The sequence below is a fragment of the Pseudomonas marincola genome (assembly GCF_900116605.1).
GTDB lineage: Bacteria > Pseudomonadota > Gammaproteobacteria > Pseudomonadales > Pseudomonadaceae > Aquipseudomonas > Aquipseudomonas marincola.
The window spans coordinates 16,436-43,325 of the sequence record NZ_FPBC01000020.1; the positions used below are offsets into that span (position 1 = coordinate 16,436).

General features: G+C 59.0%; 29 protein-coding genes. 22 read left to right on the forward strand and 7 right to left on the reverse strand.

Annotation, left to right across the window (positions count from 1 at the left end):
- Positions 1-3 precede the first annotated feature (3 nt).
- On the reverse strand, positions 4-546 hold the full coding sequence (locus BM395_RS21630; protein WP_090515604.1) for a gamma carbonic anhydrase family protein: 543 nt from the start codon (positions 544-546) through the stop codon (positions 4-6).
- A gap of 188 nt (positions 547-734) precedes the next feature.
- Here BM395_RS21630 and prlC point away from each other — a divergent pair, with 188 nt between their 5' ends.
- Genes prlC through BM395_RS21645 form a run of 3 tightly spaced genes read left to right on the forward strand, consistent with a single transcriptional unit; the run spans position 735 to position 3,831 of the window.
- Positions 735-2,783 (forward strand): oligopeptidase A, encoded by a 2,049-nt coding sequence (prlC, locus tag BM395_RS21635; RefSeq protein WP_090515606.1) that lies wholly within the window; start codon positions 735-737, stop codon positions 2,781-2,783.
- Positions 2,780-3,061: a YheV family putative zinc ribbon protein gene (locus BM395_RS21640; RefSeq protein WP_090515608.1), complete on the forward strand. Its 282-nt coding sequence runs from the start codon at positions 2,780-2,782 to the stop codon at positions 3,059-3,061. Before prlC ends, BM395_RS21640 begins: the two co-directional genes overlap by 4 nt.
- Positions 3,061-3,831, forward strand: coding sequence for a DUF1835 domain-containing protein (locus BM395_RS21645; RefSeq protein ID WP_090515610.1), 771 nt, complete (start codon positions 3,061-3,063; stop codon positions 3,829-3,831). Before BM395_RS21640 ends, BM395_RS21645 begins: the two co-directional genes overlap by 1 nt.
- A 21-nt stretch (positions 3,832-3,852) precedes the next feature.
- On the opposite strand, the gene BM395_RS21650 is transcribed toward BM395_RS21645, so the two are convergent.
- Positions 3,853-4,641, reverse strand: a complete 789-nt coding sequence (locus BM395_RS21650; RefSeq protein ID WP_090515612.1) for an AraC family transcriptional regulator — start codon at positions 4,639-4,641, stop codon at positions 3,853-3,855.
- Between the two features lie 82 nt (positions 4,642-4,723).
- Here BM395_RS21650 and BM395_RS21655 point away from each other — a divergent pair, with 82 nt between their 5' ends.
- The 4 genes from BM395_RS21655 to BM395_RS21675 all read left to right on the forward strand — a co-directional run bounded on the left by BM395_RS21655 (position 4,724) and on the right by BM395_RS21675 (position 8,716).
- Entirely contained in the window at positions 4,724-5,734 is a 1,011-nt protein-coding gene (locus tag BM395_RS21655; RefSeq protein ID WP_069902368.1) for a bile acid:sodium symporter family protein, read from the forward strand.
- A 189-nt stretch (positions 5,735-5,923) separates the two neighbouring features.
- The gene (locus BM395_RS21660; protein ID WP_090515614.1) at positions 5,924-6,697 is read left to right on the forward strand and encodes an N-acetyltransferase; all 774 of its coding nucleotides are present in this window, start codon (positions 5,924-5,926) and stop codon (positions 6,695-6,697) included.
- A gap of 69 nt (positions 6,698-6,766) precedes the next feature.
- Positions 6,767-7,825: a PA0069 family radical SAM protein gene (locus BM395_RS21665; RefSeq protein WP_090515616.1), complete on the forward strand. Its 1,059-nt coding sequence runs from the start codon at positions 6,767-6,769 to the stop codon at positions 7,823-7,825.
- Positions 7,826-7,987: 162 nt separating this feature from the next.
- Positions 7,988-8,716, forward strand: a complete 729-nt coding sequence (locus BM395_RS21675) for a carbonic anhydrase (RefSeq protein ID WP_090515623.1) — start codon at positions 7,988-7,990, stop codon at positions 8,714-8,716.
- Here BM395_RS21675 and BM395_RS21680 read toward each other — a convergent pair.
- The gene (locus BM395_RS21680) at positions 8,705-9,367 is read right to left on the reverse strand and encodes a hypothetical protein (RefSeq protein ID WP_069902363.1); all 663 of its coding nucleotides are present in this window, start codon (positions 9,365-9,367) and stop codon (positions 8,705-8,707) included. The two genes, BM395_RS21675 and BM395_RS21680, sit on opposite strands and share 12 nt — an antisense overlap.
- Before the next feature lie 363 nt (positions 9,368-9,730).
- On the opposite strand from BM395_RS21680, the gene coxB reads away from it, so the two are divergent.
- From coxB to BM395_RS21700, 4 genes are read left to right on the forward strand one after another with little or no spacing between them, the layout of a single operon-like run.
- Positions 9,731-10,855, forward strand: coding sequence for a cytochrome c oxidase subunit II (coxB, locus tag BM395_RS21685; protein WP_075723414.1), 1,125 nt, complete (start codon positions 9,731-9,733; stop codon positions 10,853-10,855).
- A 5-nt stretch (positions 10,856-10,860) separates the two neighbouring features.
- Positions 10,861-12,450 (forward strand): cytochrome c oxidase subunit I, encoded by a 1,590-nt coding sequence (gene ctaD / locus BM395_RS21690; RefSeq protein ID WP_090515625.1) that lies wholly within the window; start codon positions 10,861-10,863, stop codon positions 12,448-12,450.
- 2 nt (positions 12,451-12,452) lie between these two features.
- Positions 12,453-13,004 (forward strand): cytochrome c oxidase assembly protein, encoded by a 552-nt coding sequence (locus tag BM395_RS21695; protein ID WP_069902360.1) that lies wholly within the window; start codon positions 12,453-12,455, stop codon positions 13,002-13,004.
- An 11-nt stretch (positions 13,005-13,015) separates the two neighbouring features.
- Positions 13,016-13,912: a cytochrome c oxidase subunit 3 gene (locus BM395_RS21700; RefSeq protein ID WP_069902359.1), complete on the forward strand. Its 897-nt coding sequence runs from the start codon at positions 13,016-13,018 to the stop codon at positions 13,910-13,912.
- Between the two features lie 29 nt (positions 13,913-13,941).
- On the opposite strand, the gene BM395_RS21705 is transcribed toward BM395_RS21700, so the two are convergent.
- On the reverse strand, positions 13,942-14,145 hold the full coding sequence (locus BM395_RS21705) for a twin transmembrane helix small protein (RefSeq protein WP_069902358.1): 204 nt from the start codon (positions 14,143-14,145) through the stop codon (positions 13,942-13,944).
- A gap of 95 nt (positions 14,146-14,240) precedes the next feature.
- Between BM395_RS21705 and BM395_RS21710 the strand changes: the two genes are divergently transcribed.
- The 5 genes from BM395_RS21710 to BM395_RS21730 are packed head-to-tail and all read left to right on the forward strand — an operon-like array spanning position 14,241 to position 18,213.
- Positions 14,241-14,972 carry an SURF1 family protein gene (locus BM395_RS21710; protein WP_090515628.1) on the forward strand — a complete coding sequence of 244 codons (732 nt, stop codon included), beginning with the start codon at positions 14,241-14,243 and terminating at the stop codon, positions 14,970-14,972.
- On the forward strand, positions 14,947-15,543 hold the full coding sequence (locus tag BM395_RS21715; RefSeq protein ID WP_090515630.1) for a hypothetical protein: 597 nt from the start codon (positions 14,947-14,949) through the stop codon (positions 15,541-15,543). The genes BM395_RS21710 and BM395_RS21715 overlap by 26 nt, the downstream gene beginning before the upstream one ends.
- A 58-nt stretch (positions 15,544-15,601) precedes the next feature.
- On the forward strand, positions 15,602-16,648 hold the full coding sequence (locus BM395_RS21720; protein ID WP_069902355.1) for a COX15/CtaA family protein: 1,047 nt from the start codon (positions 15,602-15,604) through the stop codon (positions 16,646-16,648).
- A 23-nt stretch (positions 16,649-16,671) separates the two neighbouring features.
- Positions 16,672-17,571: a heme o synthase gene (gene cyoE / locus BM395_RS21725; RefSeq protein ID WP_090515632.1), complete on the forward strand. Its 900-nt coding sequence runs from the start codon at positions 16,672-16,674 to the stop codon at positions 17,569-17,571.
- Positions 17,572-17,583: 12 nt separating this feature from the next.
- Positions 17,584-18,213, forward strand: a complete 630-nt coding sequence (locus BM395_RS21730) for an SCO family protein (RefSeq protein WP_090515634.1) — start codon at positions 17,584-17,586, stop codon at positions 18,211-18,213.
- Between the two features lie 29 nt (positions 18,214-18,242).
- Here the strand turns inward: BM395_RS21730 and cysQ are convergent, their stop codons facing one another.
- Both cysQ and nudE read right to left on the reverse strand, forming a co-directional pair.
- Positions 18,243-19,061 (reverse strand): 3'(2'),5'-bisphosphate nucleotidase CysQ, encoded by an 819-nt coding sequence (cysQ, locus tag BM395_RS21735; protein WP_090515636.1) that lies wholly within the window; start codon positions 19,059-19,061, stop codon positions 18,243-18,245.
- Entirely contained in the window at positions 19,058-19,624 is a 567-nt protein-coding gene (gene nudE / locus BM395_RS21740; protein ID WP_090515639.1) for an ADP compounds hydrolase NudE, read from the reverse strand. The genes cysQ and nudE overlap by 4 nt, the downstream gene beginning before the upstream one ends.
- A gap of 229 nt (positions 19,625-19,853) precedes the next feature.
- Between nudE and yrfG the strand changes: the two genes are divergently transcribed.
- On the forward strand, positions 19,854-20,516 hold the full coding sequence (gene yrfG / locus BM395_RS21745) for a GMP/IMP nucleotidase (RefSeq protein ID WP_090515640.1): 663 nt from the start codon (positions 19,854-19,856) through the stop codon (positions 20,514-20,516).
- 78 nt (positions 20,517-20,594) lie between these two features.
- On the opposite strand, the gene lysM is transcribed toward yrfG, so the two are convergent.
- A complete protein-coding gene (gene lysM / locus BM395_RS21750) occupies positions 20,595-21,035 on the reverse strand; it encodes a peptidoglycan-binding protein LysM (RefSeq protein WP_090515643.1) in 441 nt (146 codons plus the stop codon).
- Between the two features lie 196 nt (positions 21,036-21,231).
- On the opposite strand from lysM, the gene BM395_RS21755 reads away from it, so the two are divergent.
- The 5 genes from BM395_RS21755 (at position 21,232) to BM395_RS21775 (ending at position 26,656) form a co-directional block, all read left to right on the forward strand.
- Positions 21,232-22,125, forward strand: a complete 894-nt coding sequence (locus tag BM395_RS21755) for a LysR family transcriptional regulator (RefSeq protein ID WP_090515645.1) — start codon at positions 21,232-21,234, stop codon at positions 22,123-22,125.
- A 105-nt stretch (positions 22,126-22,230) separates the two neighbouring features.
- Positions 22,231-23,079 (forward strand): formate dehydrogenase accessory sulfurtransferase FdhD, encoded by an 849-nt coding sequence (gene fdhD / locus BM395_RS21760; RefSeq protein WP_090515647.1) that lies wholly within the window; start codon positions 22,231-22,233, stop codon positions 23,077-23,079.
- The gene (locus tag BM395_RS21765) at positions 23,076-25,397 is read left to right on the forward strand and encodes an FdhF/YdeP family oxidoreductase (RefSeq protein WP_090515649.1); all 2,322 of its coding nucleotides are present in this window, start codon (positions 23,076-23,078) and stop codon (positions 25,395-25,397) included. Before fdhD ends, BM395_RS21765 begins: the two co-directional genes overlap by 4 nt.
- Before the next feature lie 206 nt (positions 25,398-25,603).
- Positions 25,604-26,083 carry a glycine zipper domain-containing protein gene (locus BM395_RS21770; RefSeq protein ID WP_069902345.1) on the forward strand — a complete coding sequence of 160 codons (480 nt, stop codon included), beginning with the start codon at positions 25,604-25,606 and terminating at the stop codon, positions 26,081-26,083.
- A 153-nt stretch (positions 26,084-26,236) separates the two neighbouring features.
- A complete protein-coding gene (locus BM395_RS21775) occupies positions 26,237-26,656 on the forward strand; it encodes a glycine zipper domain-containing protein (protein WP_069902344.1) in 420 nt (139 codons plus the stop codon).
- Positions 26,657-26,890 lie beyond the last annotated feature (234 nt).

Sequence of the window (26,890 nt, forward strand, 5' to 3'; positions counted from 1 at the left end):
GTATCAGTGCGAGTAGCCTTCCATCAGGTGTTGGTCTTTCAGGCGCACGTAATTGTCGGCGGTGTAGCGGAAGTAGCTGAGTTCCTTTTCGGTAAGCGCGCGGGCTTGTTTGGCCGGGCTACCCACGTACAGATAACCACTTTGCAGGCGCTTGCCGGGCGGCACCAGACTGCCGGCGCCGAGCACGACTTCATCCTCGATCACCGCACCGTCCATGACGATGCTGCCCATGCCGATCAGAATCCGGTTGCCAATGCTGCAACCGTGCAGCGTGACCTTGTGGCCCACCGTGACATCGTCGCCAATATTCAGCGGGTAACCGGCCGGATTGAACGGCCCGGCGTGGGTGATGTGCAGCACGCTGCCATCCTGAATACTGCTGCGCTGACCAATACGAATGCTGTGCATGTCGCCGCGAATGACCACCAGCGGCCAGACCGAGCTGTCGTCACCGATCTCGACGTCGCCCAACACCACAGAAGTCGGGTCAACGAACACCCGCTCGCCAAGTTGCGGAGTGAATTGCTGAAAAGAACGAATGGACACGATAGTTTCCTCTTGGCTGCGATTCGTCTGAATTCTAATTATTATGGCTGCCATGTGGGTTGTTAATTCGCCATCGCGACCCAATTAACCTGTTATTACGGCTGAACTGCTGTGGATAAGTTCGCGCTTTTCGCGCTCGACAATCCCCGGCTCAGCCAAGCCATTCTCTGAACGCAAGGTGCCTGCCTGTGACCGCTAGCAATCCGCTACTCCAGAACTTCGATCTGCCGCCTTATTCAGCCATTCGCCCTGAGCACGTAGAGCCGGCGATTGATGCCATTCTTGCTGACAACCGCGCCGCGATGGCCAAGTTGCTTGACGAACAGGCGAGCGCGCCGACGTGGGCAGGGCTGGTGTTGCCACTTGATGAGATGAATGAGCGCCTGGGTCGTGCATGGAGCCCGGTGAGCCATTTGAATGCGGTGTGCAATAACGCCGAACTGCGTGGCGCTTATGAGGCGTGCTTGCCGAAGCTGTCGGAATACTGGACCGAAACCGGCCAGAACCAGACGCTGTTCAAGGCTTATCAAGCGCTCGCCAACAGCCCGGAAGCAGCCGGCTACGACGTTGCCCAGAACACTATTTTGCAACACGCCCTGCGTGATTTCCGCTTGTCGGGTATCGACCTGCCAGAAGCCCAGCAGCAGCGTTACGGCGCCATCCAGATGAAACTCTCGGAGTTGGCCAGCCGTTTCTCCAACCAGCTGCTGGACGCCACACAGGCCTGGAGCAAACACATCACCGACGAGGCTGATCTTGCCGGCCTCACCGAGTCGGCAAAAATGCAGATGGCTCAGGCCGCACAGGCCAAAGGCCTTGAAGGCTGGCTGGTAACGCTGGAATTCCCAAGCTACTTCGCGGTGATCACCTACGCCGATGACCGCGCCCTGCGTGAAGAGATTTACGCCGCCTACTGTACCCGCGCCTCGGACCAGGGCCCGAACGCTGGCCAGAACGACAATACGCCGGTCATGGCCGAGATTCTCGAGCTGCGTCAGGAACTGGCCAAGCTGCTCGGCTACGCCAACTTCTCCGAGCTGAGCCTTGCCAGCAAGATGGCCGAGAGCAACGAGCAGGTGCTCAACTTCCTGCGTGATCTGGCCGTGCGCAGCAAGCCGTTTGCCGCTCAGGACCTGGCTGAACTGCAAGCCTTTGCTGCCGAGCAGGGCTGTAACGATCTGCAGAGCTGGGATGTTGGCTACTACGGCGAAAAGCTGCGCGAACAGCGTTACAGCATCTCGCAAGAAACCCTGCGCGCCTACTTCCCGGTCGACAAAGTGCTCAGCGGCCTGTTTGCCATTGTCGAGAAGCTTTACGGCATCCAGATCAAGGAGCTGAGCGGCTTCGACAGCTGGCATGCAGATGTACGCCTGTTCGAGATCAGCGAGAACGGCCAGCCGGTCGGACGCTTCTTCTTCGACCTTTACGCCCGCGCCAACAAGCGCGGCGGTGCCTGGATGGATGGTGCGCGTGACAAGCGTCGCGCCGCCGATGGCACGCTGATCAGCCCGGTGGCGAATCTGGTGTGCAACTTCACCCCGGCGGTGGGCGGCAAGCCTGCGCTGCTGACCCACGATGAAGTCACCACGCTGTTCCACGAATTCGGTCACGGCCTGCATCACCTGCTCACCCGCGTTGAGCACGCCGGTGCCTCAGGCATCAACGGCGTGGCGTGGGATGCGGTCGAATTGCCAAGCCAGTTCATGGAGAACTGGTGCTGGGAGCCGGAAGGTCTGGCGCTGATTTCGGCCCGTTACGACTCGGGCGAAGCCTTGCCTGAAGACTTGCTCGACAAGATGCTGGCGGCGAAGAACTTCCAGTCCGGCCTGATGATGGTGCGTCAGCTGGAGTTCTCGCTGTTCGACTTCGAACTGCATGCCACCCATGGCGATGGCCGCAGTGTGATGCAGGTGCTGGAAAGCATCCGCGATGAAGTTTCAGTGCTGCGTCCGCCCCACTACAACCGCTTCCCCAACAGCTTTGCGCACATCTTCGCCGGCGGCTACGCAGCGGGTTACTACAGCTACAAGTGGGCTGAAGTGTTGTCTGCCGATGCCTTCTCGCGCTTCGAGGAAGAAGGCGTGTTCAACAGTGAAACCGGTCGGGCGTTCCGTGAAGCGATTCTGGCACGCGGTGGCTCGCAGGAGCCGATGGTGCTGTTCGTTGACTTCCGTGGCCGCGAGCCAAGCATCGACGCACTGCTGCGCCATCTGGGCCTTACTCAGGAGGCAGCATGAGCGACGCACCCCGTCAGGTGACGCCCAAGCGCTTTATCGCCGGTGCTGTATGCCCGGCGTGTAGCGCGCAGGACACGGTAAAAATGTGGGACGAGGACGGCGTGCCGCATCGCGAGTGCGTGAGCTGCGGTTACATCGACACGCTCAACGCACAAGGCCAGTCGGTGCCGAAAGAACTCGGCACCCGGGTCAATAAGGCCGCGGCCAAACCGGCGCAGCCGAAAGGCCAGACAGTTCAGTTCTTCCCCAACCCGAAACTGAAAAAGCCTGCCGAGTAATGTGGCATTTAACCTGTGGCGATTTGGCGGCAGAAAGCATCAAGCCCCTGCTTGATGAGCAATCGGCCAAAACGCTGCGGGTTATGCGCGACGATTTGGCCGTTGGCCCGCTGCACGATGTAGACACAGCACCTTGTGCTGCGCGGGCAGCTTTCTGGCAGCAGGTGTGGCCGCAAAGCGTGCAACCGCAACCCGATTTTTGCAGCACTTTAAGCGAAGATGCCCAGTGGCTGGCTGCGCTGAACCAGCAAACGCAAGCTGTGACCGTCTGGCATGGCGACAGCTGTTCAGAGCAACTGCTTCTGGCCCGCGTTGCTGCGGCGTTGGAACACTCTCAAGCTACGCTTTTCGAGGTGGCCTGTGGCAGCAGTGATAGCCGGGTGGCCACGCGCAAAGCCGTTTCGATGCGCCCGCCACAGGAGCTGGTCGCGCTGTATCAGCCGAAGCGCATTGCGGCCGATCGCCAACAGCAACTTGCTGCGCAGTGGCGCGCTGTACTCGCGGACTCATCCGGGGTCAGACGCTGGCAGCACGGCCAGTTCAGCGGCGAAGATTACACCGCGACAGACCAGCGTTTGCTGCACTTTGCCCAAGCACAGTGGCTGCCTTTAACGCGTGTCATGGCATGCGTAATGGCCGAGTGCGACGGCTTCTTTGCCACCGACTTTTTCCTCTGGTGGCGGGTGCGCGAACTCGCCGCGAAAGGGCAACTGTTGCTTGCCTTGCCGCCAGAGCAAAATCTTGCTGAGCAACAGGTAAAGCGCTCATAACAGTCGCAATCGTGGCGGACGCTAGCGAAAGAACTCGCCTGGCGTTGCACCGAAATGCTGGCGAAATGCGGCGATAAAAGCCGAAATCGAATCGTAACCACAGGCCAATGCCACATCAGTTACGCGCGCGCCCTGCTCCAGTGGCGTCAATGCGCCCAGCAGGCGTAAACGCTGGCGCCATGCACGAAACGTAAGGCCGGTGTCCTGCACAAACAAACGGCTCAGGGTGCGCTCCGAGACGCCGAGAAGCTGACTCCAGTCGGCCAGTGTGGCGTGCTGCTCAGGATTATCCTGCAGGCTCAGACACAACTGTTGCAGCCGTGAATCGTGCGGCATTGGCAGCACCAGATCGACTTCCCGTGCCACCCGCAATTGATCCAGCAAAACTTGCGCAAGCCGTCCGCCCTCGCCGGCCTCGTCGTATTCCGCCGGCAGTTCGCTGAATGCGCTGATCAGTTCGCGCAATAACGGGCTCACCGCCAGCACCCGACAGCTATCCGCCGCCCAGCCAGTCACCGAGCAGTCGATATAAAGGCTGCGCATTTCGGTGCGCGAAGAACTAGACACCTGATGCACCAGCCCGGCCGGCACCCAAACGGCACGCTGCGGCGGGGCGACATAGCGGGCGTTGTCGGTTTGCACTTCCAGCACCCCCGCAATCGCATAAGACAATTGCACCCACGGATGACTGTGGCGAAATGTCAGTGCCCGGTTCGGCAACGACTCGACGCGGCCATAAAGCGGGCGCGGCAAGGCTTGCAACTCGGGGAGCGAGCGATGCACGGTGCTGTTTTGTCTGTTTGGCGACATTCGCTGGCTCTTTGGCGTTAGCCGGAAATTTGTCAACAGAGTAGTGTCTGTCTCAACCTGCCTGCAAGTACGAGATTTGAACATGTCACTCAAGCGTTTCCTGCCCGATAACTTCACCTGCGCACTGGTTGCAGTGGTCGCCATCGCCAGCCTGTTTCCCGCCAGCGGCCAAACGGCGGTGGCCTTCGGTTGGATCACCAACCTTGCCATCGGCCTGCTGTTTTTCCTGCACGGCGCCAAGCTCTCACGCCAGGCGATCATTGCCGGTGCCGGCCACTGGCGTCTGCATTTGCTGGTGTTCGCCTGCACCTTCATCCTGTTCCCATTGCTGGGGCTGGCGCTGAAACCCTTGCTGTCGCCGATGGTCGGCGATGAGTTGTATCTGGGCATGCTCTATCTCTGCGCCCTGCCCGCCACCGTGCAGTCGGCTATCGCCTTCACCTCACTGGCGCGCGGCAACATTCCGGCGGCTATTTGCAGCGCGGCGGCCTCCAGCTTGTTTGGCATTTTCCTGACGCCGATTCTGGTCGCACTGCTGTTGAATGTGCACGGTGAAGCCGGTTCTACGCTCGATGCGATTGGCAAGATCACCCTGCAATTACTCGTGCCCTTTGTCGCCGGTCAGATTGCCCGTCGCTGGATTGGCGAGTGGGTCGGCCGCAACAAGAATTGGCTGAAATTCGTCGATCAAAGCTCGATTCTGCTGGTGGTCTACACCGCTTTCAGCGCCGCAGTTATCGAAGGGCTATGGCATCAAGTGCCGCTGCAAACACTTATCGGTCTGGTGGTGGCTTGCTGCATTCTGCTGGCGTTGGCGCTGCTGGCGACACACCTGCTGGGCAAGTGGCTGGGTTTCAATATTGAAGACCGCATTACCATTCTTTTCTGCGGCTCGAAAAAGAGCCTCGCCACCGGCGTGCCCATGGCTCAGGTGCTATTTGCCAGCAGCACCATCGGCCTGCTGATTCTGCCGCTGATGCTGTTCCACCAAATTCAATTGATGGTCTGCGCGGTCATCGCCCAGCGTTATGCGCAGCGCCCCGAAGGCATCAACATCACTGCAACCGACCAGCCAACCGGCTCCAAAGGCTGACACCACAGGTCGACGCCCATCGTTAGAGTGGAGCCAGAGCAGGCGCGTTTGCTCAAGCTGAACGCAATCTTCATGCATCCGTTATGCAACCGATAACCACTCGGCTGGCAGGCTGAAAATCGCCTTGCCAGTCGCCTGGTTCTGCGGTTGTCTGGCTGGGTGCAGCGCAGAACCACAAGGAGGTTTGCCATGCAATTTGGAATCAAGGGACAACCGGCTCCCGAACTGCGAATAACCGATTGGGTGGATCGACACGGCCAGCCCATAGCGCCTTTCCGGCTCAGCGAGCATGCCGGCAAAGTGCGTGTTATCTACTGTTTCCAAGCATGGTGCCCGGGCTGCCACAGCCACGGTTTCCCGACGCTGCAGAGCCTGATTACTGAGTTCAAAGACCAACCTGTGGTGTTTGCCGTGGTGCAGAGCGTGTTTGAAGGGCACCGCGAAAACGGCCCCGAGAAACGCGCGGAAAACGCCGAGCTATATCAGCTCGACCTGCCCTTCGGTCAGGACGACGGATTACCGCGCCCCACCATCATGAGTGACTACCGCACTGGCGGCACGCCGTGGTTTATCGTGATTGACCGCAATGGCGTGGTTGTCGCCAACAACTATCGTCCGGAAAATCTCGCCGCAACCATCAGCGCCGCACTCGACAGCACACCGGCCGAACCATCGCCAAGCCGGATCACGGTCAGCCACAATCCGGCGCATCAGCGCTTCGAGGTCGACTTTGGCGACGGCGCCAGCGGCCAGCTGATTTATCGCAAAGAGGGCCAAACCCTGTACCTGACGCACACCGAAGTCCCCGCCAATCGTCGTGGCGAGGGTTTGGGCGCGATCCTGATGGAACACTGCCTGGAAGCTATCGAGAAGCTTGGCTACAAGGTGGTGCCGGTGTGCTCGTACACCCGCGTCTATCTGATCCGGGCTAAGCGATGGGCGCATCTGCTGGCGAAAGGTTAAACCGACAAACAGTTGTAAAGGCCTCGATTTTATACTGTATATTTAGCCAGTAAAATTCGAGGCTATTTTATGAACGCTCCCCTGCCACCCCGCGGGCGCGGCACTGCCAGCAACCCTGCCAACCGCTACGCACCGACGCAGATAATCGCCAGTGATGACGGCTGGTTTCAAGAAGTGCCGCCCACACAGGCGACCGAAGTGCGCCTCGAAACAGCCAAGTCGATCATCACCCGCAATCAGTCGCCCGACTTACCGTTTGATCGCTCGATCAATCCTTACCGTGGCTGTGAGCACGGCTGCATTTACTGCTACGCAAGGCCCAGCCATGCGTACTGGGATCTGTCACCCGGCATCGATTTCGAGACCCGGCTCATCGCCAAACACAATGCCCCGGCCATGCTTGAACAGCAGTTGAGCAAGCCCGGTTATGTGTGCGCGCCGATCAACCTTGGCTCTAATACCGACCCGTATCAGCCTATCGAGCGCCAGCAACAATTGACCCGGCGCACCCTTGAAGTGCTGCTCAATTATCGTCATCCGCTGACCATCATCACCAAGGGCTCGCTGATCTTGCGCGACCTCGACCTGCTCACCGAGCTGGCCAAGCAGCGTTTGGTGGCGGTGATGATCAGCCTGACCACGCTGGACGATGAGCTTAAGCGTATCCTGGAGCCGCGCGCCGCTTCGCCATCCGCAAGGCTACGGGCGATTCGGGTGCTGCGCGAAAATCGTATTCCGGTGGGCGTGTTGTGTTCACCCATGATCCCGATGATCAACGACATGGAGCTTGAGCATCTGGTCGAGGCGGCGGCAAAAGCGGGCGCGCAAAGTGCGTCTTACATGTTTTTGCGCTTGCCGCGTGAAGTGGCGCCACTGTTCGAGGAGTGGCTGCACGCGCATTATCCGCAGCGCGCCGAGCATGTCTTGAGTCTGGTGCGCCAAAGCTGTGGCGGCGAGCTTTACGACAGTCGCTTTGGCAAGCGTTTCAGCGGCGAAGGCGCATTTGCCGAGCTGCTCTCGCAACGCTTCAAGGTGGCGCTCAAACGCAATGGTCTGGCCCAGCGCGAGCGTTTCAATCTCGATTGCTCGGCGTTCTGTCCGCCCGGCGGTCAGCTGTCGCTGCTGTAGTCCTGCGCTTTGCCGAACAGGCCAGAACGGTAATAAACTTGGAGTTTATTACACGCAACTGTGACCCGAACTCCTTGTAATGTGTCCAGTCTTAACTGGGCTTGCCAGTAGCACGCTGTACTGGCGCCCGCCGATTTCAGCAGGTTGATAGAGGTTTGCAGCATGGGTAAATTTAATCCGTCTAATGCTCAGCACGCCGCAAGCGCCGAAGTTGCGCTGCAGCACATCACTGATGGCGTTCAGCGCTTTCGTGAGAATGTATTCCCTGAGCAACAAGCACTGTTCAAGAAACTCGCGCACCAGCAAACCCCGCACGCGATGTTTATCACATGCGCTGACTCGCGCATTGTTCCCGAACTGATTACTCAGAGCGATCCGGGCGACCTGTTCGTCACCCGTAACGTCGGTAACGTTGTGCCGCCTTACGGCCAGATGATGGGCGGCGTTTCGACCGCCATCGAATACGCGGTAATGGCGCTGGGCGTTCACCACATCATCATCTGCGGCCACTCCGACTGCGGCGCGATGAAAGCAGTTCTCGACCCGCAAACCCTCGAACGCATGCCGACCGTCAAGGCCTGGCTGCGCCATGCCGAGGTGGCCAAAACCGTAGTAGCGGAAAACTGCGGCTGCGCGGATCACAGCACATTGGGCACGCTGACCGAAGAGAACGTCATCGCTCAGCTCGACCATCTGCGCACGCATCCGTCGGTCGCCGCGCGACTGGCCAGCGGGCAGTTGTTCATTCATGGCTGGATGTACGACATTGAAACCGGCGACATTCGCGGCTACGACGCGGAGAGCGGCCACTTTAAGAAGATCGGTGACGGTCCTCTGCCGATGGCCACACCCCGCGCGCGTTATCTCAATTCGCAGTCTTCAGACAGCTGATTGAATATCCGCCTGCTGTAGCTCCAGCTCAACCCCGAGCTGGCGCGACAAGCATGGCCAGCGCTTCCAGGCAGCCTCGACCGTCGGGTCGTTGAGGCGCTCACGGTAAGCATGCACCGAGGCCTGATCAAAGGTTTCGCTGTCGAGCAAACCGTCCAGCGCCTGCTGCACTGCCTCATCCAGCTGGTTGGCAAACGTCTCGCCAATCAGTTGATGAGCAATCAGATTGGCCACCGTGGTATCCAGCGGAATCAGCGGCTGGCCAAGGTGGGCGATATAGCGGTCGTTAACTTCCTCCACCAACCTGTGCGCCAGATAAGCCTCATCCAGCAGGCAATCGAGCCCCTCATGCCCGGCCATGACTGGTGGCGGGTGCAGAAAGAACTCTTCGGCAACTTTCAGTACAGGTTTGATCTGCAACTCGATACCCGCTTCACGCGCCACCTGATTGGCTGCGTCGAGCATGTCGGGCACCTGCTCGATGTAAGCGTGCACAAACCGGCCAAGCACACCTGCGGTATCGGCTCCGGTAAGCCGGATAGCCGGATGCAGGGCATCAATGCTGGCAGACAATTGATCGGCGAGACGCGGCTGTTGCGCCTCCTGTTGCTGGGCGCGCTGAATCAGCGTGCGCAAAGCGGCAATATTCATGACTACTCCATAACCAGGACATGAACGACTACATTAGCTGGAGAATCTCCAGCGCTAAGATTTGATTGTCATAATTTATTAACGCTTATGCGACAGCGCTATATCCCGGTGCACAAAAAAACTTTCTCGCCCCAGACCCGCACTGCCTCTAAGACACGCTCGACAACGCCACGGAGTTTTTCGGTTTGGCATTGCGGGCCGACAAGTGGCGTCTATACTCGAATTCGAAAGGCAGTATCTGATGGAACCGGACGGGCTTTAGGCACGGATAGGTTTCGACAGTTGTCGCCAGTTCCTTGGCAGTCGATCCCTTAGCCGCAGGCTTCGCCGGCGGGATAACAAGAACCATAAGGGGAACCCGCAATGTCGCGACATCCACACGTTTGGATGGGTATCCTGCTGTGGTTGGTTTTCGGCACCGCTCAGGCCAGTTGGACCACCAACATGACCCCTGGCGCGACCGAAGTCAGCCGCTCGGTATTCGACCTGCACATGACCATTTTCTGGATCTGCGTCGTCATCGGCGTCGTGGTCTTTGGTGCCATGATCTGGTCGATGATTATCCATCGTCGCTCCACCGGCCAGGAGCCTGCACACTTCCATGAAAGCACCACTGTCGAGATTCTCTGGACGGTCGTGCCCCTGCTGATTCTGGTAGTCATGGCGGTGCCTGCAACCAAGACCCTGATCAATATCTATGACAGCTCGGAGTCGGATCTCGACATCCAGGTCACGGGTTATCAGTGGAAATGGCACTACAAATATCTGGGCCAGGATGTTGAGTTCTTCAGCAACCTGACCACGCCGCAAGCCCAAATCAATAATCAGGAAGCCAAAGGCGAGAATTACCTGCGCGAGGTCGATAACCCGCTGGTGATTCCGGTGGACGCCAAAGTGCGCTTTTTGATCACGTCAGCAGACGTCATACATGCGTGGTGGGTGCCGGCGATGGCGGTGAAGAAAGACGCCATCCCCGGCTTCATCAACGAATCTTGGACACGCATGGACACGCCCGGCACCTATCGCGGCCAATGCGCCGAGCTGTGCGGCAAGGACCACGGCTTCATGCCGATTGTGGTCGAGGTCAAATCCAAGCCGGACTTCGAAGCCTGGCTGGCCAAGCGTAAGGAAGAAGCGCTGGCCGAGAAGGAACTGACCAGCAAGGAGTGGACGCTTGAAGAACTCAGCGCCCGCGGCGAAAAAGCCTATGCCACCAACTGCGCCTCATGCCACCAGGCCAACGGCGAAGGTTTACCGCCAATGTTCCCGGCGCTGAAAGGCTCATCAGTCGCAACCGGCCCGGCCGAGGAGCATATCCACACCGTGGTCGAGGGCCGTCCTGGCACTGCAATGGCCGCGTTCGGCAAGCAACTGTCGGAAGTCGATATCGCTGCAATCATCACTTACGAGCGCAATGCCTGGGGTAACAAAGTGGGCGACATGGTTACGCCTAAAGACATCCTCGATTTCAAAAAGGCTAAGGAGTAAGGGACATGAGTGCAGTGATCGATCACGGTCATGCCGGACATGACCATCACCACGGCCCGGCCAAGGGGCTGATGCGTTGGGTATTGACCACCAACCACAAAGACATCGGCACCATGTATCTGTGGTTCAGCTTCGCCATGTTCCTTCTCGGCGGCAGCTTTGCCATGGTTATCCGCGCCGAACTGTTCCAGCCGGGCTTGCAGATTGTCCAGCCGGAATTCTTCAACCAGATGACCACCATGCACGGCCTGGTGATGGTGTTCGGTGCGGTAATGCCCGCGTTTGTCGGCCTGGCCAACTGGATGATTCCGTTGATGGTCGGCGCGCCGGACATGGCCCTGCCGCGCATGAACAACTTCAGCTTTTGGTTGCTGCCAGCAGCGTTCACGTTGCTGGTGAGCACCTTGTTCATGGAAGGCGGCGGACCAAACTTCGGCTGGACGTTCTACGCCCCGCTCTCGACCACTTACGCACCCGCCAGCGTGACCTTTTTCATTTTCGCCATTCACCTGATGGGCTTCAGCTCGATCATGGGCGCGATCAACGTGATCGCCACCATCCTCAACCTGCGCGCCCCCGGCATGACGCTGATGAAAATGCCGCTGTTCGTCTGGACCTGGCTGATTACCGCCTTCCTGCTGATCGCCGTGATGCCGGTCTTGGCGGGTGTGGTAACCATGATGCTGATGGACATCCACTTCGGCACCAGCTTCTTCAGTGCGGCCGGCGGTGGTGATCCGGTGCTGTTCCAGCATGTGTTCTGGTTCTTCGGCCACCCCGAGGTGTACATCATGATCCTGCCTGCCTTCGGCGCAGTCAGCTCGATCATCCCGACCTTCGCCCGTAAACCGCTGTTCGGCTACACCTCGATGGTTTACGCGACCGCCTCGATTGCCCTGCTGTCGTTTCTGGTCTGGGCGCACCACATGTTCACCGTGGGCATTCCGCTCACCGGCGAGCTGTTCTTTATGTACGCGACCATGCTTATTGCCGTGCCTACCGGGGTGAAGGTGTTCAACTGGGCCAGCACCATGTGGCAGGGTTCGATGACCTTCGAGGCGCCGATGCTGTTCTCGGTGGCCTTCGTGATTCTGTTCACTATCGGCGGGTTTTCCGGGCTGATGCTGGCCATCGCGCCGGCAGACTTCCAGTATCACGACACCTACTTTGTGGTTGCGCACTTCCACTATGTACTGGTGCCAGGCGCCATCTTCGGCATCTTCGCTTCGGCGTATTACTGGCTGCCAAAGTGGACCGGGCACATGTACGACGAAACCCTCGCCAAGCTGCATTTCTGGATGAGTTTCATCGGCATGAACATGGCGTTCTTCCCGATGCACTTTGTCGGGCTGGCAGGCATGCCGCGGCGTATTCCCGACTACAACATGATGTTCGCCAACTTCAACATGATATCCAGCATTGGCGCATTCGCGTTCGGGGCCACGCAGCTGCTGTTCCTGTTCATCGTCATCAAGTGCATCCGTGGCGGCAAGCCAGCACCGGCAAAACCGTGGGACGGTGCCGATGGCCTAGAGTGGACTGTGCCTTCACCGGCGCCGTACCACACCTTCTCCACTCCGCCTGAAGTGAAGTAGCCATGTCGACCTCGACAGACATCTCACGCCTGATCAAACGCCTGGTCGTTGTGGTGGTGCTGATGTTCGCCTTCGGTTTTGCCCTGGTGCCGATTTACGACGTGATGTGCAAAGCGTTCGGCATCAATGGCAAACCCGATGGCACGGCCTACGAAGGCACACAGGTAATTGATGACAGCCGCGAAGTGCGGGTGCAGTTTCTGGCCACCAACAATGCCGACATGAGCTGGGATTTCTATCCGGAAGGTGACGAAATCACGGTCAATCCCGGCGGCGTCAACCAGATGCTGTTTGTCGCCCACAACCCGACCGACAAGCCCATGACGGCGCAGGCGATTCCCAGTATCGCGCCCTCCGAGGCTGCCGCTTACTTTCACAAGACCGAGTGTTTTTGCTTTAGCCAACAAGTGCTGCAACCCGGCGAAAGAGTCGAGATGCCAGTGCGTTTCATTGTTGATCGCGACATGCCCAAGGATGTGCGTCACCTGACGCTGTCCTACACCCTGTTTGATGTGACTGCGCGTAAACCACCTGTCGCACAGGTGAGCCAATAAGGAGAACAAAGATGGCCGGGGCAAAAACTCATGACCCGTATTACGTTCCCGCTCAAAGCAAATGGCCAATAATCGCCACTGTCGGCATGTTCGTCACCGTTTTCGGGGTCGGCACGTGGTTCAACGACATGAAGGCTGGGCATGAATCGTCCCACGGCCCGCTGATTTTCTTCTGCGGCGGGTTGGTGCTGGCCTACATGCTGTTCGGCTGGTTCGGCGCAGTTATCAAAGAGAGCCGGGGCGGCTTGTACAGCCCGCAAATGGACCGCTCGTTCCGCTGGGGCATGAGCTGGTTCATCTTCTCCGAGGTGATGTTCTTTGCTGCCTTCTTTGGCGCCCTGTTCTATGTCCGGCATTTCGCCGGGCCGTGGCTGGGCGGCGAAGGCGACAAAGGCGTTGCCAACATGCTCTGGCCCGGTTTTGAATTTTCCTGGCCACTGCTGAATACGCCAGACCCGCAAAAATACCCGGCGCCGGAAGGCATCATCAGCCCTTGGGGTTTGCCGCTGCTGAACACCATTTTGCTGGTGTCTTCCAGCGTTACCCTGACGCTGGCGCACCATGCCATGCGCAAAAACCATCGCACGCCGTTAAAGGTCTGGCTGGCGCTCACCATCATTCTGGGCCTGGCGTTTCTCGGCTTTCAGGCCGAGGAATACATCCACGCCTATAACGAATTGGGCCTGACACTCGGCTCAGGCATCTACGGCGCGACATTCTTCATGCTCACCGGATTTCACGGGGCGCACGTAACGCTGGGTGTGCTGATGCTGTCGATCATGTTTATCCGCATCCTCAAAGGACACTTCAATGCCGACCAGCACTTCGGCTTCGAGGCCGCCAGTTGGTATTGGCACTTTGTGGATGTGGTGTGGATCGGCCTGTTCGTATTCGTCTACGTGCTGTGAGTCTGCCGGCGGGCTGCTTGCGGCCCGCTTTACCACGTGACATGCGAGGCCAGTTGGCCCGTGTAAAAACCCCAGGCAATCAGTGCCACAGTCAGAACCGCCAGAGAGACCCGAACAGTAAGCGCGTTAACCACCCGTGAGGTGCGGCCCTCGTCCTTGACCAGAAAGAACAGGCCGCTGAACAGACTGACCAGTGTGGCCAGTAACAGCAAAACGATCGCGGCTTTGAGCATTCATGGACTCCTTGGTGAGCAGTGAAGTGATAAGGGGAAATGATGCAATGCAGCTTCAGTATAGTCCGCCAGCAACAGCCAGCCGGGAGCGCGCCATGAGCCGCTTTCGCCCTGGCTGGCTGCCTACGTGCGTGGTCTTGCTGCTGTTGCCGGTACTCATCGGGCTGGGCTTCTGGCAGCTCCAGCGCGCGCAGGAAAAACGCGAAATCATAGCGGCCAATACCCTGCAGGAAATGGCCGCGCCCATCAGCCTGCTGCAAGCGCAAACGCTGGCAAAACCGGCTTACACCCGGGTGAAGCTGGTCGGCCGTTTCGACGCGCAACACAGCCTGTATCTGGATAACAGCATTCGAGACGGGCATGTTGGCCTCGAAGTGCTGCAACCCTTTTTCGATCAGGCCAGCGGCCTTTGGGTACTGCTCAATCGCGGTTGGCTGGCGTGGCCGGATCGTCGCGTGCAGCCGACGCTGGACACGCCGCAAGGCCCGCAAAGTGTTATCGCCGAAGTCTATGTGCCGCTCGGTGGCGGGCTCAATCTGGCCAGCAGCGAGGCTGGCACAGGCTGGCCGCAGTTAATCAGCAAAGTCACCCCAACAGACGTTTGGCAGCGCCTGCAGCGCGATGGCTACGCCTACGAAATGCGCTTCGAAAGTGGCGCCGGTGCTCTGCACACAGGCTGGCCAGTAGTCGCCATGTCGCCTGACACCCATACCGGTTATGCCGTGCAGTGGTTTGCCATGTCGGCGGCGCTGCTCGGCTTGTTTATTTACCTTGGTTTGCACAATGCGCGGGAGACTCGCCATGAACCCAGCAATCACCTTGCCTGAAGTGTCGCCGCAACGTCGCTGGCGCGGCCGTTTGCAGCTAATCCTGATTCTGACCATTGTGATTGGCCCGATGATTCTGGCCACGGCCATGTATCAGTGGCGCTTCTGGGTGCCCGATGCGCGCAATTATCACGGTGAACTGCTGGGCACCGGAACCGGCGTTGCCGATCTGGGCGTTGTCGGCGATCAGGACAAGCGCTGGCAGTTGCTGGTCACCGCGCCCGACAGTTGCAATACCGATTGCAAGCAACTGGTGTATCTGGCCCGGCAGATCAATATCGGCCTGAACCGCGAAGCCACCCGCGCCACTCACGCCATTGCGCTGTCCCAGCCGTTGCAGACCGACTACGACGCGCTGCTCAAGCGCGAATTCCCGCAGCTGTCGCGCTACACCCTCGAGCCGCAAGCCTATGCCGCCACTGTCAGCAAAACGGCCGGCAAGCTCGATGCGCCGCAACTGTGGATCGTCGACCCACACGGCAATCTGGTGCTGCGTTACGCCAACGGCACCAGCGGCAAGGCGATTTTGAAAGACCTGATTCTGCTGCTGAAGATTTCACGCATCGGTTAAAGGCAACGCTGAATACCTGACAAGAGGCACCCTCGCGCTCAACAGTAAGGCGATAACCATGACCAAACCGGCTTATCGAATTGCCCTGCTCGCCACCCTTCTGGCATTGCTTGTCGTGATGCTCGGCGCCTACACACGCCTCAGCCATGCTGGCCTAGGTTGCCCAGACTGGCCTGGCTGCTATGGCTTTATCGGCGTGCCGATGAGCGAGCACAAGCAAGCGTTGGCCGAAACACGTTTCCCTGCTGCACCGGTTGAGGTCGCCAAGGGTTGGGCCGAGATGATTCACCGCTACTTTGCCGGCAGTCTGGGTCTGGTCATTCTGGGCTTGGCGATCCATGCGCTGCGCAATCGGCACCTGCCTGATCAGCCACTGAAACTGCCGGTGTTTTTGCTTGGGCTGGTTATTGTGCAAGCCGCATTTGGTATGTGGACGGTCACGCTAAAGTTGTGGCCGCAAGTGGTAACCGCACACTTGCTCGGCGGTTTCTCGACGCTTTCCCTGTTGTTTTTGCTGACGCTGCGTCTCTCGGGAAAATTTGCCGTGTTGCCGGACATCAGCCAACGCACGCGGCGTCTGGCAATGCTGGGATTGGCACTGGTAATCGGCCAGATAGCACTGGGCGGCTGGGTCAGCAGCAATTACGCCGCGGTGGCCTGCGTCGACCTGCCCACCTGCCACGGCCAATGGTGGCCGAACATGGACTTTGCCAACGGCTTTCACCTGACCCAGCACATCGGCCCCAATTATCTGGGCGGCCAACTCGACAGCGACGCCCGCACCGCCATCCACATGACCCATCGCATCGGCGCCGTGCTGGTGACGCTCACCCTGCTGACTCTTGCATGGCAATTGCGCGCGCAGGGTTTGCCAAAGCTTTCGTTACTGCTGGTTCTGGCTCTGCTGACTCAGGTCAGTCTGGGCATCAGCAATGTCCTGCTGCACCTGCCACTTGCCGTGGCGGTGGCGCACAACGCCTGCGGCGCGGGCCTGTTGCTGTGTCTGGTACTGATCAACTATCGGCTGCGCCCGGTTGCACTGCCAGCGAGTTCACCCGCAAAACACATGGCATCGCTGCCGATCAAGTCGCTGCGTACGGAATAACAATAACGACGAGGAGAGACCCAATGGCTACTCTACTGCGCGAACACACAGCCCGAGCCACTTGGCGCGACTACCTGGAGCTGACCAAGCCACGGGTGGTCGTGCTGATGCTGATCACCTCGCTGGTCGGCATGTTTCTCGCCACGCGCGCCGGCGTGCCGTGGCAGGTGCTGATTTTCGGCAACCTCGGCATCGGCTTGTGCGCAGGCGGCGCGGCGGCGGTGAATCACGTGGTCGACCGGCGAATCGACTCGGTCATGGCGCGCACCCATAAACGTCCACTGGCGGAAGGCCGGGTCTCGCCGACAGCGGCGATTAGTTTTGCATTGCTGCTTTCGGTGGCGGGTTTGAGCGTGTTGCTGGCCTTCACCAATGAACTGGCAGCGTGGCTGACACTGGCATCGCTGCTCGGTTATGCGGTTCTTTATACCGGCTTTCTCAAGCGGGCCACGCCGCAGAATATCGTGATCGGCGGCCTTGCTGGCGCCGCCCCACCGCTGCTCGGCTGGGTGGCAGTCACCGGCCATGTAGGTGCCGAGCCGTTGCTGCTGGTGTTGATTATCTTTGCCTGGACGCCGCCGCATTTCTGGGCGCTGGCGATTCACCGCAAGGCCGAATACGCCAAGGCCAATATTCCGATGCTGCCGGTCACGCATGGCGAGCACTACACCAAGATCCATATCATCCTGTACACCTGCATCATGTTCGCGGTGACGCTGTTGCCTTTTGTTATCCACATGAGCGGCCTGCTGTATCTGGCCTGCGCTGTCGTTTTGGGCGGGCGCTTTATATTCTGGGCTGTGGTGTTGTACCGTGACTCCCGGCCGCATGCCGCGATCAACACTTTCAAGTACAGTATCTGGTACTTGTTCCTGCTGTTTATCGCGCTGCTGCTCGACCACTATCTGCTGATCAACCTATAGAAAATTGGTGCTATGACCCGTACTCAGAAAACTGTTTTTGTGCTCTTCGCCATTGTTGCTCTGGTACTGGGCCTCACCGTTAACAAGGTTCTCAACAGCAAGGGGCAGGCTGATCCGACCAAACTGCTCGATGCGGGAATTGTGCTGCTGCCGCAAAGCCGCAACCTGCCCGACCTTGAACTGACTGACCAGAATGGCCAGCCGTTTAAAGTCAGCCAGCTCAAGGATCAGTGGAGCCTGCTGTTCTTTGGCTACACCTTCTGCCCGGATATCTGCCCGGCCACGCTTGCCGAGCTGCGTCAGATTCGCGGCCAGCTGCCTGCCGATACGCGTGACAAGTTGCGCATCGTCATGATCAGCGTCGACCCGAACCGCGATACCCCGGAGCAGCTGAAAAAGTACCTGAACTACTTCGATCCGCAGTTCATGGGTCTGACTGCGCCTGAGCCGGTCATCCAGAAACTCGCCAACGCGGTAAGCATCCCGTTCATTCCTGCCGACACCAGCAAGCCCAACTACACCGTCGATCACAGTGGTAATCTGGTGATTATTGGCCCAGACGGCACCCAGCACGGCTTTATCCGCGCACCGTTGAACAATCAAAAGTTGGTTGAGCAATTACCCGAACTGGTTGCCGAGTAAGCCCAAAAGGCCGTTGAAAAACGGCCGTTTTACAGCGAGCGCGCCAGCGCGATCAGCTCATCGCGCCACTGGGCGGCGGCAGGCAGCGCCAGAAACGAAGGGTTAAGCAGCGACTCACGCGCTTCATAGCGCAGCACCTCGCCATTCAGGCGCAGTACTTCACCGCCCGCGCCCTCGAGTACGCCTTGGGCGGCGGCTGTGTCCCACTGCGAAGTTGGCGCCAGCCGCGGATAGAAATCCGCTGTGCCTTGGGCCAGCTGACAAAATTTCAGCGAACTGCCCACGCTCACGCAATCCAAATCACCAAAGCGCTGTGCCAACCTTTCGAGCAATTGTTCCTGCTCCGGGCTTGAGTGACGGCGACTGGCAACCACGGTAAACGCTGCAACGGGCTGATTACGCACATTAATCGGACGCTCACGACCATCGGCCTCGGTGAGCTTTGCGCCCAGACCTGCACCGCCGGAATAACAGCGACCGCTGACCGGCAAACCCACCACGCCAAACACCACGCGCCCCTCTTCGATCAGCGCGACGTTAACGGTGAATTCGTCGCTGCCGCTGATGAACTCCTTGGTGCCATCCAACGGATCAACCAGCCACCAGCGCTGCCAACTGGCGCGCTCGCTGAGGGCGATGTCGGCATCTTCTTCAGACAACACGGCAATGCCCGGGTCCAGCGCTTTCAGCCCGTCCATCAGCACGTGGTGCGCGGCCAAGTCTGCGGCAGTCACTGGCGAGGCGTCGGCCTTTTCAGTCACGGCAACGTCCTCGCGCCAGAACGGCAAAATGGCTTTTCCCGCCTCGCGCACTAATTTCTCAACCGCCGGTATCAATGCGTGGCTCATGCGCCGAACTCCCCGCGCTGGGTCAGAATATCGCGCGCCAGATACAGCGCCGCCAATGCCCGGCCTTCGCTGAACAGCGGGTTTTCAATCAGCGTCGAGAGTTGCTTGAGGCTGGTTTTCTCGACCCGCATTGGCTCCGGCTCATCGCCCGGCAAACGCTCCTCATAAAGATCCTGCGCCAGCACCACGTGAATCTTCTGGCTCATATAGCCAGGCGAAAGGCTCAGCTCAGCGAGCAACTCCAACTTGTTAGCCCCGAAACCGGCTTCTTCCTTAAGCTCGCGATTGGCCGCCACCAAAACATCTTCACCCGGCTCGACCAACCCTTTAGGCAAGGACATCTGATAATCGTCGGTGCCGCCGCAATATTCCTCAACCAGCAAGGCGTGCTCGCTGTCGATCATCGCCACCACCATGACCGCGCCGTAACCCGAACCTTTACCGACCAGGCGTTCATAGGTGCGCTCAACGCCGTTACTGAAACGCAGCTGCAACTCTTCAACCCTGAACAAGCGGCTGCTGGCGACAATCTCGCGGGCGAGTACGGTGGGCTTCTGCGGCATGAGTGCGACTCCTTCGGGTGACCTGACGGGTTATCATACCGTGCCTTTGCACGATTCCCCGCTGCAGTTTAGCGGTGTGAGCTACCACTGGGGCAAATCGTCCACGAGCCACAGTTGCCGCAGCGCTCAGGCGCATAGTTATCCACAGGGGCCAGCAAGTCGTCTTGCGCCGGGTGCTTATGCCTTTAAGCTATCCGGGTTTAATCCACACAGGCTACGTAGGCTGAACATGACACACCTGAACTGGGACACGATAGACACTGTTCTGCTGGACATGGACGGCACCCTGCTCGACCTGCATTTCGATAACCACTTCTGGCTCGAACACCTGCCGCAACGCTACGCCGAGCATCACGGTATCAGCCGCGCGCTGGCCGATGCCGAGCTGATGCCGCTGTTTCGCGAGCACGCCGGCCAGCTCAACTGGTACTGCACCGACTTCTGGAGCCGCGAATTGCGCTTGTCGATCCCCGACCTCAAGCGTGAAGTTGCCGAGCTGATTGCGTTGCGCCCGGACGCAGACACCTTTCTGGGGGCGATCCGCAGTGCGGGTAAGCGGGTGATTCTGATCACCAATGCCCACCGCGACTCGTTGTCGCTGAAAATGGAACGCATTGAGCTGGCGCCCTACTTCGAGCGCATGATCAGCTCTCACGACTATGGATTTGCCAAGGAGAACCAGCAGTTCTGGTTTGCCCTGCAAGCCGAGGTCAACTTCGATCCGGCGCGCAGCCTGTTTATTGATGACAGCCTGGCCGTGCTGCGCAGCGCCCGCACCTACGGCATCGGCCACTTGCTGGCCGTGCGCGAACCCGACAGCAAGGCGGGGCCGAAAGACACCGAAGAATTTGCCGCCGTAGACGATTACCGGGAATTGCTCACAGGCCTGTGAGGCAGGCGCGAGCAGCAACTCAGCTAACCATCAGCCGACTGCCCCGCGCGGCGATCAGCCAGCGCGGAGCCTTGCGGATTACTCGGATGGAATACGCAGCACCTGCCCCGGATAAATCTTGTCCGGATGGCTGAGCATCGGCTTGTTAGCCTCGAAAATCTTCATGTAGCCATTGGCATTGCCCAGTTCGGCCTTGGCGATCGCGCTCAGCGTGTCACCCTTCTTGACGGTAACGAAACGCGCTTCTGGCGCTGGCGTGGCCACGGTGATGTTGTCTTCTACTTCTGAAACGCCTTCGACGTTTCCCAGCGCCAGCAGGATCTTCTCTTTCTCCTCCTGAGTCGCGACCTCGCCGCTGGCGGTCACCTTCTCGCCCTCGACGGACAGCTGAATGGCAGGATTGCCCAAACCGACCTTGGCGACGTGCGCTTGCAGTGATTCAGCCGCTTGAGCTTCCGAGCCAACCACTGACTCCCAGAGTTTTACGCCTGCCTCTTTCACGAAACTGAAAATACTCATCGCGATTCCTCTATGTCCTTGGGAAAATTCCGAGTAGCAATTACTCGGAACTCAAAGACTAGACGGTATACGGCGGCCTGCGGCTCCACTCGTCAAACTTTGCTGCATATCTTCTTGCTATTGTAGCCCGCCAGTAGCAGCGGCCCCGCTCGGTCGCGATGCAGGCTAGAATCGGGGCGCCCCGGAGGAGCCGCGCATGGACATCAAACAACTCAAATTCCTTATTGCTCTGGATGAAACCCGACACTTTGGCCAGGCGGCGGCACGCTGCCACATCAGCCAGCCAACGCTGTCGATGCGCCTGCGCAACCTTGAGCAAGAGCTGGGCTTACAGTTGGTGCGCCGTGGCCAGCGTTTTGAAGGCTTCAGCGAAGAAGGCGAGCGGATTCTGGCTTGGGCGCGCAGCTTGATGGCTGCACACGATGGCCTGTACGCCGAAGCCGCCGCCTGCCGTGGCCAACTGGTCGGCACCCTGCGGCTGGGCATGGTGCCGTTGGCCGGTTTCGATCCGATGAGCCTGGTGGCCTTTTTCGGCAAAAAACATCCGGGCCTGCATTTTCAGTTGTTCTCGCTTAGCAGCGAGCAGATTCTCGAACGCCTCGGGCGTAACCAGATTGATCTGGGCTTGTCTTATCTCGACCGGCTGGACCGCGAGCACTACGACAGCCTGGAGCTTGCCGACACGCGCATGGGCTTGCTGCACGACAGCCGTCACTTTGCGTTCAGCAACGCGCAATTGAGCTGGGAAAACCTGATCGACCTGCCACTCGGACTGCTGTCGAGCGGCATGCATTTTCGCCAGTCGATTGACCACAACTTCCGCTCACGCGGTTTACTGCCCAAGCCGAAACTGGAAACCGATGCGGTGCATCAGCTCCTGCAAGCGGTGAGTGCCGGCCTGTGTTGCGCCATCATGCCGCTGCGCAATGGTCTCGCTGACTTTACCGAGCACCTGACACTCACGCCGATCGAAGATGCCCACACACTTGCGCCACTGGGTTTGATCATGCGTCGCAATGCGCCGCGCTCGGCACTGGCGGAGGCCTGCTTCGATGAGACCCGCAGTTTCCAGCCCAATGCCGTGGAGTAACGCCATCATAGATGGCATCTATCAATGGATCAGTCATAGCGATTAGACGCTGCCCCTTGATGCCACCTAAGCTAATGAGACATTAAGTCGCAGGTCTTACTGCTCATGTCTCGTAGCGCGCAGCTCAAACCCTTTTCTCAGCCCATTCCGCAGCCGCAACCGGCAGCTGAGTACAGCTACGTCGAACTCGACTCGACAGGCCTTGCGGCGCGCGTGCAGCTAGCAGAAGAAGTGGCAATCGCCATCAGTTATAACGGCATAAACCATGCCGTTATGATGGTTTCGCCCTCTTCAGCCGAGGACTTCATACGCGGTTTGAGCCTCAGCAGCGGCGTGATCAACCGCGTCGATGATATCTACGATATTCACCTCGAATACAGCGCCGCATCGATCAGCGCCAATGTCAGCATCAGCAACCGCGCGTTCTGGGCACTCAAACAACAGCGTCGCCAATTAGCCGGCACCAGTGGCTGCGGCCTTTGCGGTGTGGCTGCGCTGGAACAAGCCCTGCCCACGCTGACGCCACTGCCGCCAAGCGCACTGCCGCCTGCCGCGCACCTTCACAATTTGCGTCCGCGCATCGCCACCGCGCAAAAAATGGCCCGCCACAGTGGCGCGCTTCACGCCGCGTTATGGGTAAACGCGCAAGGTGAGTTGAGCCTCTGCCGCGAAGACATCGGCCGCCATAACGCGCTCGACAAACTGATCGGCGCCGCACTCGACGAAGGCCAAAATCTGGCGCAGGGATTTGTGGTGGTCACCAGCCGTTGCAGCCTTGAGCTGATTCACAAGGCGGTACGCAGCGGCATCGCCACGCTGGTTAGTTTGTCTGCGCCCACCGCCCTCACCGTGGAATGGGCGCGCCAGAACAACCTCAACCTGATCCATTTACCTCATCACAACGCGCCCCGGGTGTTCAGCCCCGCGCCGCGCCAAAGCGAGCCTTGCCAATGAGCCTGCAATCGGTAAACCCCCGGTATAAACCTTATAAAGGCGCCGCCGCCGGTTGGGGCGCATTGCGCAGCGTCACGCGGTTTTGGCTGGACAGCAAACAGCCGTTCAAGAACCTGCGCGCCCTGCTCAAGACCAATCAGAACGGCGGCTTCGATTGCCCTGGCTGCGCATGGGGCGACTCGCCGGAAGATGGCCACATCAAATTCTGCGAAAACGGCGCCAAGGCGGTTAACTGGGAAGCCACCAGCCGCCGGGTCGACAATACATTTTTCGCCCGCTACAGCGTCAGCCAACTGCGTGAGCAGAGTGACTACTGGCTGGAATATCAGGGCCGCCTGACCGAACCGATGCGTTACGACACTGCACAGGATCGCTACGTGCCGGTGAGCTGGGATGATGCCTTTGCCCTGATCGCAGAGCATTTACGCGCACTCGAAAACCCTAATCAGGCCGAGTTCTACACCTCGGGCCGGGCCAGCAACGAGGCGGCCTACCTGTATCAATTATTCGTGCGCGCCTTCGGCAGCAACAACTTCCCCGACTGCTCGAACATGTGTCACGAAGCCAGCGGCGTGAGCCTGGGTCAGAGCATTGGCATCGGCAAAGGCACGGTTACCTTCGCGGACTTTGATCATGCCGATGCGATTTTTGTCCTCGGGCAGAATCCGGGCACCAACCACCCGCGCATGCTCGAACCCCTGCGTGAAGCGGTAAAGCGCGGCGCACAAGTGGTGTGTTTCAACCCGCTTAAAGAACGCGGGCTTGAGCGTTTTCAGCATCCGCAGCATCCAATCGAAATGCTCACCAACGGCAGCGAGGCGCTGAACACGGCATTCTTCCGCCCGGCTCTGGGCGGCGATATGGCGGCGATTCGGGCCATGGCCAAGTTTCTCCTGCAGTGGCAACGGGAGGCCAAAGCCAGCGGCCAGCCAGACATTTTCGACTACGCCTTTATCGATGAGCACACCGATGGCGTGGATGATTACCTGCGCCTGCTGGATGAAACATCCTGGGACTCGCTGGTCGAGCAGTCTGGCTTGAGCCTTGAGCACCTGGAACAGGCGGCAAGCCTTTATCGTCAGGCCGAACGCGTAATCATGTGCTGGGCCATGGGCATTACCCAACACCATCACTCGGTGGCGACCATTCAGGAAATCGTCAACCTGCAGCTGCTGCGCGGCAATCTCGGGCGTAAAGGCGCCGGTTTATGCCCGGTGCGCGGCCACAGCAATGTGCAGGGTGACCGCACCATGGGCATTAACGACCGGCCATCGCAGGAGTTTCTTGATCGTCTGCAGCAGCGTTTCCAGTTTGCCGTGCCACGGGACAGCGGCCACAACACCGTCGAGGCGATCAACGCCATGCTCGCGGGCGAGGCCAAAGTGTTTATCGGTCTGGGCGGCAACTTCGCCCAAGCCACACCCGACAGCCCGCTCAGCCACAAGGCGTTGGCCAATTGCGATTTGACTGTGCAGATCAGCACCAAGCTTAACCGCAGCCACCTGACTACCGGCAAAGACGCGCTGATTCTGCCGTGCCTTGGGCGCACCGACATCGACATGCAAGCCAACGGCCCGCAAGCGGTGACGGTTGAAGACTCGTTCAGCATGATCCACGCATCATTCGGGCAGTTGCAGCCAATCTCGGCAGAGATGCGCTCGGAGCCAGCGATTCTGGCGGGCATCGCGCACGCCACATTGGGTGATCATCCGGTGAACTGGCTGGAATTGATTGCCGACTACGACCGGATTCGCGAGCTGATCGCCGACACCATTCCGGGCTTTAGCGACTTCAATACCCGGGTCAAACATCCCGGCGGCTTTTATCTGGGTAACTCGGCGGCCGAACGGCGCTGGCTGACCCCGACCGGCAAGGCCAATTTCAAGGCAAACCCGTTACTGGCAGATCTGTTGCCAGCGCAGGTGCGCAACAGCGGCCAGAGCGCGGATTTGATCTTGCAAACGCTGCGCTCGCACGACCAATACAACACCACCATTTATGGCCTGGATGACCGCTATCGCGGAGTTAAGGGGCAGCGCAAAGTATTGTTTGCCAATGCAGCAGATATCGTCCGCCTCGGTTACAAGCCAGGGCAAGTTGTGGATATCTGTTCATTGTGGGATGACGACGTGGCGCGCAAGGTGCAGGGTTTCACCTTGCTGGCATTTGATATTCCGGCGGGTCAGGCCGCGGCGTATTACCCCGAAGCAAACCCGTTGGTGCCGCTGCAAAGTTATGGCGCTGGCAGCTTTACCCCAACCTCAAAATTCATCGCCATCAAGCTCGAGCGAGCGGCAGCAAACCAGCGCATTATCTGAGGTTAAAGAGCGCATAAAACGGCCTGAAAACAGGCGAACTCAAATGCCCTAAACAGGTTTAAGACTGCCCGTTTTCACAAAAGTTCTTGTTTAAAAACAGATAGTTAAATTATGTGCGCAAACCCGACTATTCGTCGGGTTTTGCTTGCCTGACACAGCACACAAACATGAGGATCGGCGCGTGATATCCACTTGAGCGAGCTGATATGAAGTACTCATCAATTCTGTTACTGACCCTCGGTCTTAGTGCTGGACAAGCCTTTGCAGGCAACACCGAAGCGGGTGTTGGCGGTGCATTGGGTGGTGTTCTCGGCGCCGTTGTAGGCCAGCAGGTGGGGGGCAATACTGGCGCTACCATCGGTGCCGGTGTCGGCGGCGCAGCAGGCGGCATGGTTGGCGCAGATCGCCGCAGTCGCACAGAAGCGGCCATCGGTGGCGCTCTGGGCGGCGCGGGTGGTAACGCGATCGGCCGCAGTGTCGGCGGCACCAACGGCGGCCTGATTGGCGCAGCGCTGGGTGGCGGCGCAGGCGCAGCACTGGGTAATAACTACGGCGACGACGGCCGTCGTGATGACCGCCGAGGCTATCGCGATGACCGTCATTACTACCGTGACGACCGTCATTATCACAAGCACCACAAACACAAAGGCAAGCACAAGGGCTGGCATCACGGCCACCGCCACTGATGTACTGCGCGCTGCTGATTGGCGCGGCGCAGTTGTAAGGTCATCCGACGATGATTGAATTATCTGCCTTAACCGGCGTCGAACCTATGACTGAACAATTAATCTGCATTGCTGCACGAGCACGATGCAGCCCCTGACAACTGAGGTATGACGATGCGAACTTTATTAACAGCTTTGCTTATGAGTGCGGCGGTGAGCCCTCTGGCATTTGCCGGCGATAATGGCAGCGTTGCAGTCGGCAGCGGTGTGGGTGGTGCATTGGGCAACGTGATCGGCTCGCAAGTCGGTGGCAGCACCGGCGCGACCATTGGCTCCGGCGTCGGTGGCGCAGTCGGTGGTGCAGCAACCGCACGTGACGGCAACAAGACCGAAGCAGCCCTCGGCGGTGGCTTGGGTGCTGCGGGCGGCTCAGCGATTGGTAATTCGCTGGGCGGCAGCACAGGGTCGCTGATTGGCGCAGGCGTTGGCGGCGCGGCTGGCGGTGCGTTGGCCAACGACATTGCCGACGACAACCGCCACGACGACAACCGCGGCCACAAGAAAAACAAGCATAAGAAACACAAACATCATTGATGCCTTGTGCTTGATGCTGGCCGGACGATTGTGATGACGGAAGCCGCGTCGCAGGTTTCATCATCACCTGTAAATGCAATCGATCCCAGAGGATGGTTAACCCAACGGGTAAACCGTCATGGCCATTGCGCGGCCAAAACCCGATCGCATCCGACCGGACGATTGCAATGACGGAAGCCGCATGGCGGATTCCATCCTCCGCAGGTTTCATCACCTGTAAATGCGATTGGTCAT

What these genes read in the sequence shown, in the direction of transcription:
- BM395_RS21640 (WP_090515608.1), top strand. Translation starts at nt 2,780, where the DNA reads ATGAGCGACGCACCCCGTCAGGTGACGCCCAAGCGCTTTATCGCCGGT.
- BM395_RS21645 (WP_090515610.1), top strand. Translation starts at nt 3,061, where the DNA reads ATGTGGCATTTAACCTGTGGCGATTTGGCGGCAGAAAGCATCAAGCCC.
- BM395_RS21650 (WP_090515612.1), bottom strand. Translation starts at nt 4,641, where the DNA reads ATGTCGCCAAACAGACAAAACAGCACCGTGCATCGCTCGCTCCCCGAG.
- BM395_RS21655 (WP_069902368.1), top strand. Translation starts at nt 4,724, where the DNA reads ATGTCACTCAAGCGTTTCCTGCCCGATAACTTCACCTGCGCACTGGTT.
- BM395_RS21660 (WP_090515614.1), top strand. Translation starts at nt 5,924, where the DNA reads ATGCAATTTGGAATCAAGGGACAACCGGCTCCCGAACTGCGAATAACC.
- BM395_RS21665 (WP_090515616.1), top strand. Translation starts at nt 6,767, where the DNA reads ATGAACGCTCCCCTGCCACCCCGCGGGCGCGGCACTGCCAGCAACCCT.
- BM395_RS21675 (WP_090515623.1), top strand. Translation starts at nt 7,988, where the DNA reads ATGGGTAAATTTAATCCGTCTAATGCTCAGCACGCCGCAAGCGCCGAA.
- BM395_RS21680 (WP_069902363.1), bottom strand. Translation starts at nt 9,367, where the DNA reads ATGAATATTGCCGCTTTGCGCACGCTGATTCAGCGCGCCCAGCAACAG.
- coxB (WP_075723414.1), top strand. Translation starts at nt 9,731, where the DNA reads ATGTCGCGACATCCACACGTTTGGATGGGTATCCTGCTGTGGTTGGTT.
- ctaD (WP_090515625.1), top strand. Translation starts at nt 10,861, where the DNA reads ATGAGTGCAGTGATCGATCACGGTCATGCCGGACATGACCATCACCAC.
- BM395_RS21695 (WP_069902360.1), top strand. Translation starts at nt 12,453, where the DNA reads ATGTCGACCTCGACAGACATCTCACGCCTGATCAAACGCCTGGTCGTT.
- BM395_RS21700 (WP_069902359.1), top strand. Translation starts at nt 13,016, where the DNA reads ATGGCCGGGGCAAAAACTCATGACCCGTATTACGTTCCCGCTCAAAGC.
- BM395_RS21705 (WP_069902358.1), bottom strand. Translation starts at nt 14,145, where the DNA reads ATGCTCAAAGCCGCGATCGTTTTGCTGTTACTGGCCACACTGGTCAGT.
- BM395_RS21710 (WP_090515628.1), top strand. Translation starts at nt 14,241, where the DNA reads ATGAGCCGCTTTCGCCCTGGCTGGCTGCCTACGTGCGTGGTCTTGCTG.
- BM395_RS21715 (WP_090515630.1), top strand. Translation starts at nt 14,947, where the DNA reads ATGAACCCAGCAATCACCTTGCCTGAAGTGTCGCCGCAACGTCGCTGG.
- BM395_RS21720 (WP_069902355.1), top strand. Translation starts at nt 15,602, where the DNA reads ATGACCAAACCGGCTTATCGAATTGCCCTGCTCGCCACCCTTCTGGCA.
- cyoE (WP_090515632.1), top strand. Translation starts at nt 16,672, where the DNA reads ATGGCTACTCTACTGCGCGAACACACAGCCCGAGCCACTTGGCGCGAC.
- BM395_RS21730 (WP_090515634.1), top strand. Translation starts at nt 17,584, where the DNA reads ATGACCCGTACTCAGAAAACTGTTTTTGTGCTCTTCGCCATTGTTGCT.
- cysQ (WP_090515636.1), bottom strand. Translation starts at nt 19,061, where the DNA reads ATGAGCCACGCATTGATACCGGCGGTTGAGAAATTAGTGCGCGAGGCG.
- nudE (WP_090515639.1), bottom strand. Translation starts at nt 19,624, where the DNA reads ATGCCGCAGAAGCCCACCGTACTCGCCCGCGAGATTGTCGCCAGCAGC.
- yrfG (WP_090515640.1), top strand. Translation starts at nt 19,854, where the DNA reads ATGACACACCTGAACTGGGACACGATAGACACTGTTCTGCTGGACATG.
- lysM (WP_090515643.1), bottom strand. Translation starts at nt 21,035, where the DNA reads ATGAGTATTTTCAGTTTCGTGAAAGAGGCAGGCGTAAAACTCTGGGAG.
- BM395_RS21755 (WP_090515645.1), top strand. Translation starts at nt 21,232, where the DNA reads ATGGACATCAAACAACTCAAATTCCTTATTGCTCTGGATGAAACCCGA.
- fdhD (WP_090515647.1), top strand. Translation starts at nt 22,231, where the DNA reads ATGTCTCGTAGCGCGCAGCTCAAACCCTTTTCTCAGCCCATTCCGCAG.
- BM395_RS21765 (WP_090515649.1), top strand. Translation starts at nt 23,076, where the DNA reads ATGAGCCTGCAATCGGTAAACCCCCGGTATAAACCTTATAAAGGCGCC.
- BM395_RS21770 (WP_069902345.1), top strand. Translation starts at nt 25,604, where the DNA reads ATGAAGTACTCATCAATTCTGTTACTGACCCTCGGTCTTAGTGCTGGA.
- BM395_RS21775 (WP_069902344.1), top strand. Translation starts at nt 26,237, where the DNA reads ATGCGAACTTTATTAACAGCTTTGCTTATGAGTGCGGCGGTGAGCCCT.